Here is a 12,332-nt window from a genome sequence, read left to right on the forward strand (position 1 = left end):
CGTGTTACTCACCCGTTCGCCACTCTCTGATGCCCGAAAGCACCATACCGTTCGACTTGCATGCCTAATCCACGCCGCCAGCGTTCGTCCTGAGCCAGGATCAAACTCTCCATCATGTATAATGATTAGAAATTGACAAGAGCTTTTCCCACTCATTCCCACTCTATATTCTTGTAAAGATCTCTGCGCCGGAAAACTGAGCGTCTCAAGCGCACGTTCGGTCAAATTATTCAGGGGGCGTTTTTCTGTCAAGATAAAAATCTGATATTGTCCCACATACTTTTTTCACCATTGTCGCAACTGATTTAAACAGAACTGGTTACGATGTGAAAAATATTTCTGAATTTCCTTGCTTTGGCTCGATAAAATAACGAAAAACAAGCTGAGGTCAGCCAAATAACGTTATGATATTATGCCAAAACTCGACTCCTGCCAAGTCTCACAATCAAGACAAGAGGCAATGAATCTCAATAGATATGTTAATCCAAAACAACGAAAAAGCAAACAAAATAACCCAAAAAAATTGTGGCTGAGCGGAAATGGAGCAGAGACCTTTATGGCTCGCCTGAACGCTAACGACAAGCTTGCCTGCCTCACCCTTTATTCACACAGCAAAATTTCTCAAGAGATACTCGTCAGCCCCCCGGCCATGGTCGGACTGTTGAGGAGGAGAGGCCAAGATGCTATCGAGCCGGAATAAAGAGCGGCTCCAACTATTAGAGCGCATCCATATATAAGAACGAGTCTGCTGAAAAACGGTCATCAAGGCGCTAAACCTATATATTCCCAATGTTTACCTTTATAAACATAAGGAAGACATAAGGGGGCAAGCAAGAGGCACCATTTTTTAACCATTCAATAGAACCCACGCTGCGCACATTGATTTGGTTTGCGGAGCGGGAGGCGAAAAACCGTACTTGACAAAATAGGACTGCACCTGAAAGTGAGAAGAAATAAAAATTGCGGAAGTTTTTGATGAGCAAAGCAATCGTTCTTGTGAGCGGCGGGCTGGACAGTTTGGTGAGCGCCGCGGTGGCTGCCAGAGACAGTGAGGAATTGAATTTCCTGCATATCAGCTACGGTCAGCGCACCCAAAAAAAAGAGCTAGCAAGCTTTGAAGCCATTTGCCAACATTACCATCCCAAACGCGCCGAAGTGATAAACTGGGACTGGCTTTCCCGCATTGGCGGTTCTTCGCTCACAGATTTTGAGCAGGAAATCCCCGCACAAGATCCAACTGGTGAAGTGCCTTCCACCTACGTTCCCTTTCGCAACGCAAATTTGCTGTGCGCGGCTGTTTCCTGGGCGGAGGTTTTGGGCGCGAATTCCATCTATATCGGTGCGGTGGAAGAAGATAGCAGCGGATATCCAGACTGCCGGGAAGTGTTTTTCCGGGCTTTTGAAAAAGTGGTGGAGACCGGGACCAAAAACTTGGTTCCCATACGAATTGTGACGCCGGTTTTGCACCTCAGCAAAGCGGAAATAGTGAAGCTGGGCATGGAATTGGGGGCGCCTTTTGAACATAGTTGGAGCTGCTACGTTAGCAACGAAGAAGCCTGCGGCGAATGCGAAAGCTGCCGCCTGCGCTTGAAAGCTTTTACCCAAGCTGGACACAGCGACCCCATTAAATACAGGAACAAGTAGAAATGAATTCAGAAAATAACTTGAAAAATGTGTTGATTATCCTCACCGGAGGGACAATTTCCATGAAGGCGAAAGGCTCCATGGGAGTGGTTCCGAGCTCGGAATTTGCAGATTTGTTACGGGAATTTCCCCAACTCAACAGCGTGGCAAACATCGATGTGATGGAATATCTCAACCTGCCCAGTCCTTATATTACACCGCAGATGATGCTGGAACTGGCAAAACTCATCGACCTGCGCATCATGGATTATGATGGTGTCGTAATCACCCACGGCACAGACACTTTGGAGGAAACCGCCTTTTTGTGTGACCTGGTGCTCACCACGCGCAAACCGGTGGTTTTCACTGCTGCCATGCGCAGCGGAAGTGACATTGGTTTGGATGGACCCCGAAACATAATTGGAGCCGTGAGAGTTGCCAGCCATCACGATTCCACAGACAAGGGTGTGTTGGTTGTGATGAATGATGAAATCCACACCGCGCGTGACGTTATGAAGTTTGACACCGGCAAGGTTGATGCTTTCCGTTCGGTGGATTACGGTCCTCTGGGCAGCGTGGATCCAGACACGATTGTGTATCATCGCAGCACGCTTTTCCGGGAAAACGTTTGGACGGACAAGCTGGACACCGCGGTGGATTTGATAAAAGCTGTGGCAGGAATGGATGGCAGGCATATTCGCAGCTCGGTGGAAAGCGGCGTCAAAGCCATTGTGATTGAGGCTTTCGGGCGTGGGAACCTGCCTTGCAGCCTCTTGGACGAGATTAGAAACGCGCTGAAAAAGAACATCCTGGTGGCAATTTGCTCCCGTTGCAACACAGGCCGCGTGCTTTCTGAATATGGATATGAGGGCGGCGGAAAACACCTTGAGGATATGGGTTGCATGTTGGCTGGAGACCTCAAAGGCGCTAAAGTTCGCCTGAAACTGATGGCTCTTTTTGGAAAATATGACGATCCGGAGTTAGTGAAACGTTTTTTCCTGCAGGGCAGAGATTGATTTCATGAAAAAAATCGCGATTTTGGGGCCGGCACCTCCGTTCAGAGGTGGGATTTCCCAATTCGCGTTGATGCTTGGGCAGGAATTTCAAGCGCAGGAAAATGAAGTCCGATTCTACACTTTTCAGAGCCAATATCCAAAGCTTATTTTCCCGGGAAGTTCGCAGACTGCCAGCTTTTCGGCAGACTTAAACGTCACAGTGGAGCGGGTTTTCACACCATATTTGCCCGCGAGCTGGAAGAAAGCGGTTCAGAGCATCAAGGCCTGGGCGCCAGACCTGCTGATTGTCTCGTGGTTTTTACCCTGGTTCGCGCCGAGCTACACCTGGATTTGCAAACGCCTGCCACACATCCAACGCATCTGCCTGGCTCACAATGTGGATTTTCATGAAAAATGGCCAGGCGCGGACATGCTTTCGAAAGCATTTTTTAAGCATTGTGATAAAATCGTAACGCTTTCCGGAGCCACGTTCGAAGATTTAGCCAGAAAAATGCCTGCGGATATTTCTGCCAAAGGTGTTCAGGGCTTTCATCCCATCTACGATTGCTATGTGGGCGCGCAGGACAGCTCCCCGCAGGAAAATGAAGCCGCTACTACCGCTTTGTTTTTTGGTCTCATTAAGGCTTACAAAGGTTTGGACGTGCTGCTGAAAGCGGTTAAACAAGCCCGTAAACGTGTTCCCAACCTGCGTTTGTTGATTGCCGGTGAAGTTTATGGCAAGCCTGAAAAATATCTGCGGCTCATTCGCCAATTAGGTCTGGAAGAGGCTGTGGACGCACGTTTTAGGTATATTGAAAATGACGAAATCGCGTCGGTTTTTCAGCAATCTCAAGTTTGCGTTCTGCCCTATAAAAGTGCCACCCAAAGCGGTGTGATTGCAACATCTTACAGCTTTGGAGTGCCGGTAATCGCGTCTGATGTGGGCGGCTTGAGCGAATATATCGACCCCGGAAAAACCGGGCTGCTGGTTGCGCCAGACAACCCTGAACTCCTGGCTGGAGCTTTGATTCGCTATTTTGAGGAAAACATGAAGCAGGCGATGGCGCCAAATATTCCAGCCTATATTGAGCGCTTTTCCTGGCAAAAACTGGCAGACCTGATTCTGAGCGCCTGATGCGTATCCTGTTAATCAGTTATTATTTCCCACCCTGTGGCGGCGCGGCTGTGCAAAGATGGCTGAAATGGTTGCCAGAGCTGGTGGACGCGGGTTTTGAGGTGACGGTTTTGACCACTGAGGGTGGTGACCATCCCGTGCAGGACACAAGTTTGTTGAAAGAAATCCCACCCGAAGTGCGGGTTCTGCGCAGCGAAGCGCCCAGTCTGTCGAAATTTTGGAAACTTCTTTTCGGGGAAAAAAGCGAACTGCCCCACGGAAGTCTTGATTTGGAAACCAATGCCAGCCCGTTGAAAAAAGCCTTGGTTTGGACCAGATTGAACCTGATTATTCCGGACGTGCGCAAAATCTGGAACCCTTCCGCGCTGCGCCATGCCACCCGGTTTTTGCGTAAAAACCCTGTCGATCTGGTAATCACGACCGGACCGCCTCATTCCACTCATCTGGTGGGACTGAAACTCAAACAGCGGCATAATGTTAAGTGGGTTGCGGATTGGCGTGACCCCTGGAGTTCAATTTATTATTTAAAGCTGAATCCGCCATCGAAATTCAGTTTGAATCTGCAGCGGCGTCTGGAACAAAAAGTGGCGAAATCAGCCGATTTAAATATCGCTGTGTCAAATCATTTGGCTTCGCAACTGCCTTCGAAAAATACCGAGGTAATCTACAGTGGATTTCAGCCTGTTCCGGTTTCTGAAGCTGAGGAGAAAACCTCCAAATATCGGATAAAATATGTGGGCAATCTCACTGAGGGACAAAGGTTTGAAGAAGCCGTCAAGCTTATCAAAAATGCTCTGGCGGGAAAGGATTTTGAGCTGAGATTCGTTGGCACGGCTCTGAGCCAGAATCAACGTAAATTCCTGGCTGATAATTTGCCCGGACAGCATTCAATATCTGGGTTTTTACCCCATCAGCAAGCCTTGGCTGAAATCGCCGATTGCGAGCTTTTGCTGCTTTTAATCAACTATTATGATGGCTTCCAGGGCATGCTGACTTCCAAGCTTTTTGAATATATAGGTTCGGGAAACCGTATTTTCTGTTTGGGTCCCAGAGGCGGAGAAGCGGAGGAACTCATCAATAAATATGGGCATGGAGCCTGTTTTGATGTTGATGAAACCGCGCTCGCGGGTGCAAAGTTAAAATCACTTTATGAGGCTTGGGAAGCTGGTGAAAACGATAAAAATCAGGCGGATAATGCCGAACTGAGCTCCGCGCGTCAAGCTCAAAAACTTATCGCCCTTCTGAGAGGATTGAATAAATGTTGACAAAAACTGGCCTCATTTAATCCTGTCTCAAACGATTAACAAAACTTGAGGTGAAAAATGCCAAGAACTAAGTCCCCAATGAAAAGAATGAAAACTGACGCCAAACGTCAAGCCCGCAACAACTATGTAAAACGCACAATTAGAACGCTGGACAAGCAGCTTCGGACCGATATGCCCGCCGAAGAAAAAGAAGCTCTTTTGAACGAAATCTATTCCCAACTGGACAAAGCTGCCAAAAAAGGCGTGATTCACAAACGTACCGCGTCCCGTCGCAAAGCCCGCTTGGCTTCCTACGTCAATAAATCCCAGGTTCAGGAGTGAATCAAATCCGGTCAAAACCACATATCACTTAATTTTGATTTTTGCCGTTCTGTGCGGTAAAACACTCAAATCCATTGAAGAAGCGCAAGCCAGTAGTCAGAATCCTGCGTGGCATATTTTTTGCCCATCTGGGGTTTTGGGTCATCATTGCCATCTTTTGTGTCATCTACAGCTTTGTGGATCCGCCGCTAACACCTTTGATGCTGCAGAGACACTTAATCCGTGGCTATGATTGGCACAAAAGGGAAAACATCAGCCTCGAAAATATCCCACCTTCCACAGTGCGAATGGTCATTGCCATCGAAGACGCAAATTATTACAAGCATTTCGGCTTTGAATGGAATATGATTAAACAGGCTTGGAGGCGAAACCAGGAGGCTGGAAAAATCCGATTTGGCGCCAGCACAATCAGCAACCAAGTGGCGCGCACGATATTTTTGACCACAGACCGCAACTGGGTGCGAAAATACCTGGAAGCCCAAGTGACTGTCCTGATGGAAGTTATCATGAGCAAAGACAGGATGCTGGAGCTTTATTTAAATTATGTCGAATGGGGGCAGGGGATTTTTGGGATTGAAACCGCATCACAATATTATTATGGAAAAAGCTGTGCCAAAATCAGTCGTGACCAGAGTATGCGCCTCATCGCCGTGCTCAGCAATCCAATTGATTACAGTCCCCACACGCTGAACAAGTCCCGCTCCGCGCGGCAACGCTATCAAATGTTGAAAAGGTATTTTTGATGGCCAGCTTGGAAGAAAAATTCCTATATCACATTTGGGACGCGGGTCACCTGCTCACACCGCTGAAAACAGCCAGCGGTAAAACCGTGCAGGTGAATTATCAGGGACAGTTCAACACAGGCAGAGGCCCGGATTTTCGCAATGCCGTGATCGACCTTGGGGGTCAAATCATGCGTGGAGACGTGGAAATCCATATCAACAGCTACGATTGGAAGGCACACGAACACCATGAAGACCCTTATTACAACAATGTTGTGCTGCATGTGGTGATGAATGCCGGCATGCAAACCCTCACGGTGAAGGAAGATGGCGCTGCCGTGGAGATTGTGGAGCTGCAAAACCAATTAAGCGATGACATTCGCAAATTATTGGAACAGCGTGAACCCATATCGCTGCAAGCCCGGGGTGGGTTTTGTGACCTGCTTTCCGCTCTGGATGCGGATTCCTTTCAAAGCACACTGGGAGCCTGGGGTTTGCGCCGTTTTCAAAATAAAGCACGCCGTTTCAGTGCGGCACTGATTTTGAGCGATTTTGACCAGGTTCTCTATGAAGGAATAATGGAGGCTCTGGGCTATGAAAAAAACAAGCATAACCTGCTTTACCTGGCTCAGGCAATTCCGCTCAAAGATATCCGCGCCTGGCAGAGCGAAGGTTTGGATGCCTTGGATCTGGTTGCCATCCTGAGCTGTTCCAGCGGATTGTTGGAACGCTGCGGGAGCCATCCGGACGAACGTTTGCGACGGCTTTTGCAGGAAGCTTGGGAACGGCAGCCCTTTTTCTCGCGCCGCATCCAAATTGACTGGCAGCTTTTCCGAGTGCGTCCCCAAGGACATCCACTCTACCGCATTTTTGCCATGGCGAGCCTCATCCATCGCACTTCCGGACAGGGTTTGATGGAATATTTCCAAGATAAAGTGTTGAGTGGAAACGCGGAACCCAAAAAGGTGTTCAAAGCCTTTTCGCAAGCGTTCGCAGAATCTGTGTTACCCGGTTCGGAAAAGCTTCCCCGTCCCGGTCAAGGTCTGATCAGCAATATCTATATAAATATCTTCCTGCCCATCAGTTATATGTATGGTGAAAAACACTCAGACTTAGCCGCTCAAGAAAGAATCATCCACTATTATAAAAGCTTCCCCGCCCTGCAGGAAAACCATATCACCCGTTTTATGAACCGCTGGCTCAGCGAATCGCAATCCCGCACCGTGAGCAAAAGCACGCTGTTGCAGCAGGGTTTGATGGAACTCTTTCACCGCTATTGCCGTTATCATCTTTGCGAAGAATGTTTGGCAGACAGGCCCTGATGCATTATTCAAAATTTTATTTATCGATTTTTATTGACATCCCAGCCCCGCTCCCGAATCCTGCACCGAGTCGTTTTGAAGCTTTTTTGAGCCCAGAGGTTCCGCTGGAGCCACCACCGTTTTATAGATAAAGGATTGAAATGATGAGAAAAACACTGACCATTTTGCTGGCCGTTTTGGCCATCCTGGCTTTCGCCGCCTGTAAAAACAAAAACAAATCCAAGATGCCAGACGGAAAGGAAAAAGTGTCTGAATACGCGACCATACCTTCCTTCCACTCGGTTTTCCTGGCTTTGGACAAGCTGGAAGACGAAGACCTTGCCGGTCTTGCCCAAACCCGGTTCAATGTGGCAAACTCTGATACCATGAGGGTTGCCTTCGCTTTTGGAACCCAGATTGCCAATTCCAGATTGGCGATTGGCAAAAAAGACAAAGCCTGGCTGGGTGCAGCTTCCGCCCAGATTCAATCATTCGCCCCGATTTTGAGATTGGCTGAAGTGGCAACCAAATATGACCAAGGCGTCCAACCGCTGCTTGCCTCTGGCGACTGGGATGCATTGGAGACCTTGCTTTTCAGGTTTCAACACAATGTGGATCACGCGCTTTTGGAGCTTGGCAAAGATAATGATTATACGTTTGTCGCTTTGGGAATCTGGAGCCAAACCGTTAACCAGGTTGGCGGGCTCATCGCCACGAATTACAGCACAGAAAAATCCAAGGTGTTGGTTACTCCGGCTTGGCAGGCACTGTCAGAGAATCTCGTTTTGATGGAATCTGAAAGATATGCCAATACCGCAGCCTTCAAGGAAGCCCTCCAAAAAACCCGCGATCTGGCAGATATGATGAACACCGCAGGCACCAACCCTCTGAATCAGGAGCAGGTTGATACGGTTGTGGAAGCAGCAGGCTCGATTCGAGACGCTTTCTTGAACCCAGCCCCTGCCAAGGAAGCCGAGAAATGAAAAGATTACTAAGCGTAGCTTTTCTACTTCTGGTGGGGCTTTATCCGCTGCTGACCCTGGCTGCTGAGCCTGTTTTTTCAGCCTCGGATATGCCCTGGGATGATGGAACCGCCATTTTGCTGAAATGGGAACTTGACCCCAAGATGGACTCCTTGAGCCTGCAAAAAGCGGATAGTTTGGGGGTTTTTCACGAGTTTTTCAACGAATTCTCCACTCAGGGGCAGCATATTGATACCAGCCTGGAAATCGGCGACTCGTATAAATACAGGCTCATTTCCTACAACAGCGCAACCGGCGACAGCAGCGTCTTCACAGGCTCTGCGACCACCAAGGCGCAATGGTTCGATATGAACAAGCTTTCCCTGCTCATCATGCTCAGTCTGGTTTGCGCCGCCATCCTGTATTACATCTATTTGGGCCGTAAGGGCAAAGACCTTTTCATCCGCAGAATCAGCGGTTTGGACAGCATGGACGAAGCCATCGGACGCGCCACTGAAAAAGGTAAACCCATCCTCTTCGTTCCTGGCCTCAGCGATTTGGGCGACATTCAAACCATCGCCGCTTTGAACATCCTGAGCCCACTTGCCCAAAAATCAGCCGAATATGGAACCGAATTGCTGGTTCCCTGCCGCTCTTCAATGGTTATGTCCGCTGCCAGAGAAACCGTGAAGGAAGCTTACATGAAAGCTGGCAGACCAGATGCCTATCGCGAGGAAAACATCTTTTACCTCAGCGACGACCAATTTGGCTTTGTGGCAGGCGTGGACGGCATCATGCTACGTGAACAGCCTGCCGCGAACTTCTTTTTAGGCGCTTTCTGGGCTGAATCCCTCATACTCACCGAAACCGGCTTTGGCACTGGCGCCATCCAAACCGCCGGAACAGGCCAGCCGCACCAACTGCCTTTTTTTGTGGTTTCCTGCGACTACACTCTCATCGGTGAAGAACTTTACGCAGCATCAGCTTACATCTCGCGCGATCCTCAGCAATTGGGAAGCCTGAAAGGGCACGATTTTGGAAAGCTTTTGGTCATCATCCTGGTTTTGGCTGGAGTGGTGGCGGAAATCCTCGGTTGGGGCTGGTTCAAACACTTTTTTGAAGGAGGAAGTTGATAATGAAACGAAATGTACCTCTTGTTGTCGCTTTCATTTCCGGATTGGTAATCCTGATTGGTGGATTCATTCCCCGCGAACCATTTCCATCCATAGAATCCACCCTCATTGATTGGTTCATGATTATCTCCGGATTTGCCATCCTGCTGGGTCAAGCCAGTCTGCTGCATCTCAACATCACCCGCGTCAAGAACAAAATGCCAAACTGGCCATATTATCTTTCCGGGCTCATCAGTTTTGCACTTATGCTGATTGTTGGCCTGCTTTGGGGAATGGAACAGACTCCTGGGTTGCTGGGTCAGGGTGAGGGAGTTGTGAAATTCCTCGGCGCAAAACCTTTTGACTATCTTTTCACGAACGCTTTCATCCCGCTTTCAGCCACGATGTTTTCACTTTTGGCGTTCTATATCGCATCCGCGGCCTATCGCGCTTTCATCATCCGCACTTTCGAATCCAACCTGCTGATGATTACAGCCGTAATCGTTATGCTCGGCAGAACCAGCTTCGCCCAGCTCCTCACGGGCTGGATACCGGATAAATTCAGCTTTCTGCGCCTGCCTGAACTCACAAACTTCATCATGGAATATCCAAACACAGCCGCGCAGAGAGCCATTCTCATCAGTGCCGCGCTGGGCATTGTGGGAGCCTCGCTGCGCATCATTTTGGGCATCGAGCGCTCCTATCTGGGAGGCGGGAAATGAAAATGCCAGAGAGAACTGTCATCGAACGTCGCATCGTTTTCCTCGTCCTGGTTTTGGCTGTGATGCTGCCCATGCTTTTCCCTTTGGGGCTCAAAACGCAAAGCACGCCGCTCACCCAAAAAGTTTATGATCTCATCGAATCCGTTCCTGCCGGAGCGCCTGTAATCATTTCCTTTGATTATGATCCATCCGTGATTACAGAGATTCAGCCCATGGCTTTGGCGCTGATCGAACACGCTTGGCAAAAGGGTCACAAAGTGATTGCCACAGCGATGTGGCCTCAAGGACCCCAAATGGCGGATATGGCGTTCAACGATGTGAAGGAAAAACTGAAATCTCAGAACCCTGATGCAAAGCTGCCCCAATATGGAGAAGACTATGTGAACCTTGGTTACAAACCAGGCGGACTGGTCACCATCCAGGGAATGGGACGCAATATGAAAGCCATTTTCCCAAGCGATATCACCGGCAAAAAATATGAGGAAATCAGCCTGCTGGAAAAAGTGCGCTCGCTCAAGGATATCCGCTATGTGATTTCGCTCTCCGCTGGTGACCCCGGTCTGCGGGATTGGATTATGACTGCCAAGGGAAAATTCAACGTCCCTGTGGCTGGTGGAACCACCGCTGTCAGCACACCCGGATTTTTGCCCTACGTGAGCGACCAAGACCAGCTCCATGGGCTTCTTGGCGGTCTCAAATCCGCCGCGGAATACGAATTGCTCATGGGCTATGAAGGTAGCGCCAGCCGTGGCATGAACCCGCAATCCGTTGCCCACATCCTCATCTTACTTTTAATCCTGTTTGGAAACATCCGCGCCGCAAGAAAACGTAAAATGGACAAACTGGCTTTGGAGGCGAACAATGGCTAATTTCATGACCACTTTCGGCATCTGGCTGGCGGCTTTTTTCACCCTCAGCATCTTCAGCTTTCTTTACAAAGACAATCCCTTCTATAAATTCGCGGAGCAGGTCTTCGTCGGCCTTTCCGCTTCCTACTGGCTGGTTTATACCATATATAATATCCTCATCCCAAACCTTTTCAACAAGCTTGGCACAGATTTCAGAGGAAACCTGGTTCTTCTCATCCCGATGACACTTGGCATTCTCATGCTTATGCGCATGGTGCCAAAATTGCAATGGCTCAGCCGCTATCCGATGGCATTGATGGTTGGAACCTCCGCCGCCATGTCCATGCTGCTCAGTTTCAAATCCGATTTCATGTCCCAGATGGCAGCCACCATGGTGAACCCATTCAGTTTTTCCTCTCCGGTTGACATCGTTGGCAGCATTCTCCTGATTGTGGGAACCCTCTGCGGTGTTTTCTTCTTCTATTTCAGCAAAAAACAGGAGGGAATCTATAAAATCCCCTCCAAAATTGGAATTTGGTTTTTGATGGTAAGCTTTGGTGCCTCATTTGGTTACACGGTCATGGCCCGCATCTCGCTGCTCATCGGCAGGCTGGATTTTCTCCTGCGGGATTGGCTGCATATCATCAAATAGCAAGGAGTTATGATGCTTCACCAACGCTTCATCCAATCCGCCAAAAAATATGGCAAAAAAATCGCCGTGTATGACCAAGCCACCGGGCAGGATTTCACATATTCGAAAATGCTCATCGCGTCGCTCATTCTGAAGAGCAGCCTTGCCAAAATAAGAGGAAGATATGTGGGAATCCTGCTTCCCACCTCAGTTGGCTGCATGCTTGGAGTTCTGGGAACCCTGATGAATGGAAAGGTTCCCGTCATGATTAACTATTCCACCGGCGCCATCGAAAACTGCCACTACGCCCGCGAAAAATGCCATTTCAAAACCATTCTCACCAGCCGGAAACTCTTGGAAAAGCTCGATCTGGAACCCATTGATCACATGATATTTGTGGAAGATATTCTCTCCAAGGTGACCCTCGTAGACAAACTCAAAGCCGCAGCCATGTCCAAACTGCCCACCCCCATCCTGAAAACCATGGTTCACGGTGGTTCGGATAAACAGATCAGTGTGATTCTCTTCACCAGCGGCAGCGAAAAAGAGCCCAAAGCCGTCCAGCTTACCCACCGCAATATTCTCAGCAATGTGGAAGCCAGCATCCAGGTTTTCGGCATTTCTCCTGATGACAGTTGCATGAGCATGCTGCCCCTTTACCACGTTTTCGGACTCACCGTGAACATGTGGCTGCC

14 protein-coding genes and 1 rRNA gene are annotated in these 12,332 nt (G+C 49.1%); 14 read left to right on the forward strand and 1 reads right to left on the reverse strand.

Features of this window, described 5'->3' with window-relative positions:
• Nucleotides 1-119: ribosomal RNA gene (locus GX135_05590) — 16S ribosomal RNA — on the reverse strand; the annotation flags it as partial.
• A gap of 293 nt (nt 120-412) precedes the next feature.
• On the opposite strand from GX135_05590, the gene GX135_05595 reads away from it, so the two are divergent.
• The 14 genes from GX135_05595 to GX135_05660 all read left to right on the forward strand — a co-directional run.
• On the forward strand, nt 413-700 hold the full coding sequence (locus GX135_05595) for a hypothetical protein (GenBank protein ID NLN85558.1): 288 nt from the start codon (nt 413-415) through the stop codon (nt 698-700).
• A 275-nt stretch (nt 701-975) separates the two neighbouring features.
• A complete protein-coding gene (gene queC / locus GX135_05600; protein ID NLN85559.1) occupies nt 976-1,644 on the forward strand; it encodes a 7-cyano-7-deazaguanine synthase QueC in 669 nt (222 codons plus the stop codon).
• Nucleotides 1,645-1,646: 2 nt separating this feature from the next.
• Nucleotides 1,647-2,639, forward strand: a complete 993-nt coding sequence (locus GX135_05605; protein ID NLN85560.1) for an asparaginase — start codon at nt 1,647-1,649, stop codon at nt 2,637-2,639.
• A 4-nt stretch (nt 2,640-2,643) separates the two neighbouring features.
• Nucleotides 2,644-3,753: a glycosyltransferase family 4 protein gene (locus GX135_05610; GenBank protein NLN85561.1), complete on the forward strand. Its 1,110-nt coding sequence runs from the start codon at nt 2,644-2,646 to the stop codon at nt 3,751-3,753.
• Nucleotides 3,753-5,018: a glycosyltransferase family 4 protein gene (locus GX135_05615; protein ID NLN85562.1), complete on the forward strand. Its 1,266-nt coding sequence runs from the start codon at nt 3,753-3,755 to the stop codon at nt 5,016-5,018. The genes GX135_05610 and GX135_05615 overlap by 1 nt, the downstream gene beginning before the upstream one ends.
• Before the next feature lie 57 nt (nt 5,019-5,075).
• A complete protein-coding gene (rpsT, locus tag GX135_05620; protein ID NLN85563.1) occupies nt 5,076-5,339 on the forward strand; it encodes a 30S ribosomal protein S20 in 264 nt (87 codons plus the stop codon).
• A 74-nt stretch (nt 5,340-5,413) separates the two neighbouring features.
• Complete coding sequence (gene mtgA / locus GX135_05625) at nt 5,414-6,082, forward strand: monofunctional biosynthetic peptidoglycan transglycosylase (GenBank protein ID NLN85564.1); 669 nt, start codon at nt 5,414-5,416, stop codon at nt 6,080-6,082.
• A complete protein-coding gene (locus tag GX135_05630) occupies nt 6,082-7,383 on the forward strand; it encodes a DUF2851 family protein (protein ID NLN85565.1) in 1,302 nt (433 codons plus the stop codon). The genes mtgA and GX135_05630 overlap by 1 nt, the downstream gene beginning before the upstream one ends.
• Nucleotides 7,384-7,526: 143 nt before the next feature.
• Nucleotides 7,527-8,345 carry a hypothetical protein gene (locus GX135_05635; protein NLN85566.1) on the forward strand — a complete coding sequence of 273 codons (819 nt, stop codon included), beginning with the start codon at nt 7,527-7,529 and terminating at the stop codon, nt 8,343-8,345.
• The gene (locus tag GX135_05640) at nt 8,342-9,457 is read left to right on the forward strand and encodes a hypothetical protein (GenBank protein ID NLN85567.1); all 1,116 of its coding nucleotides are present in this window, start codon (nt 8,342-8,344) and stop codon (nt 9,455-9,457) included. The genes GX135_05635 and GX135_05640 overlap by 4 nt, the downstream gene beginning before the upstream one ends.
• Before the next feature lie 2 nt (nt 9,458-9,459).
• Complete coding sequence (locus tag GX135_05645; GenBank protein NLN85568.1) at nt 9,460-10,158, forward strand: hypothetical protein; 699 nt, start codon at nt 9,460-9,462, stop codon at nt 10,156-10,158.
• Nucleotides 10,155-11,027: a hypothetical protein gene (locus GX135_05650; GenBank protein ID NLN85569.1), complete on the forward strand. Its 873-nt coding sequence runs from the start codon at nt 10,155-10,157 to the stop codon at nt 11,025-11,027. The genes GX135_05645 and GX135_05650 overlap by 4 nt, the downstream gene beginning before the upstream one ends.
• Nucleotides 11,020-11,658, forward strand: coding sequence for a hypothetical protein (locus GX135_05655; GenBank protein NLN85570.1), 639 nt, complete (start codon nt 11,020-11,022; stop codon nt 11,656-11,658). Before GX135_05650 ends, GX135_05655 begins: the two co-directional genes overlap by 8 nt.
• Before the next feature lie 9 nt (nt 11,659-11,667).
• The coding region (locus GX135_05660) for an AMP-binding protein (GenBank protein ID NLN85571.1) at nt 11,668-12,332 on the forward strand (665 nt) is incomplete at its 3' end.

Source organism: Candidatus Cloacimonadota bacterium (assembly GCA_012522635.1).
In the GTDB taxonomy this organism is placed as follows: Bacteria; Cloacimonadota; Cloacimonadia; order Cloacimonadales; family Cloacimonadaceae; genus Syntrophosphaera.

Coding starts and splice junctions, on each gene's coding strand:
- GX135_05595 (NLN85558.1), top strand. CDS start 413: ATGCCAAAACTCGACTCCTGCCAAGTCTCACAATCAAGACAAGAGGCA.
- queC (NLN85559.1), top strand. CDS start 976: ATGAGCAAAGCAATCGTTCTTGTGAGCGGCGGGCTGGACAGTTTGGTG.
- GX135_05605 (NLN85560.1), top strand. CDS start 1,647: ATGAATTCAGAAAATAACTTGAAAAATGTGTTGATTATCCTCACCGGA.
- GX135_05610 (NLN85561.1), top strand. CDS start 2,644: ATGAAAAAAATCGCGATTTTGGGGCCGGCACCTCCGTTCAGAGGTGGG.
- GX135_05615 (NLN85562.1), top strand. CDS start 3,753: ATGCGTATCCTGTTAATCAGTTATTATTTCCCACCCTGTGGCGGCGCG.
- rpsT (NLN85563.1), top strand. CDS start 5,076: ATGCCAAGAACTAAGTCCCCAATGAAAAGAATGAAAACTGACGCCAAA.
- GX135_05630 (NLN85565.1), top strand. CDS start 6,082: ATGGCCAGCTTGGAAGAAAAATTCCTATATCACATTTGGGACGCGGGT.
- GX135_05635 (NLN85566.1), top strand. CDS start 7,527: ATGAGAAAAACACTGACCATTTTGCTGGCCGTTTTGGCCATCCTGGCT.
- GX135_05640 (NLN85567.1), top strand. CDS start 8,342: ATGAAAAGATTACTAAGCGTAGCTTTTCTACTTCTGGTGGGGCTTTAT.
- GX135_05645 (NLN85568.1), top strand. CDS start 9,460: ATGAAACGAAATGTACCTCTTGTTGTCGCTTTCATTTCCGGATTGGTA.
- GX135_05650 (NLN85569.1), top strand. CDS start 10,155: ATGAAAATGCCAGAGAGAACTGTCATCGAACGTCGCATCGTTTTCCTC.
- GX135_05655 (NLN85570.1), top strand. CDS start 11,020: ATGGCTAATTTCATGACCACTTTCGGCATCTGGCTGGCGGCTTTTTTC.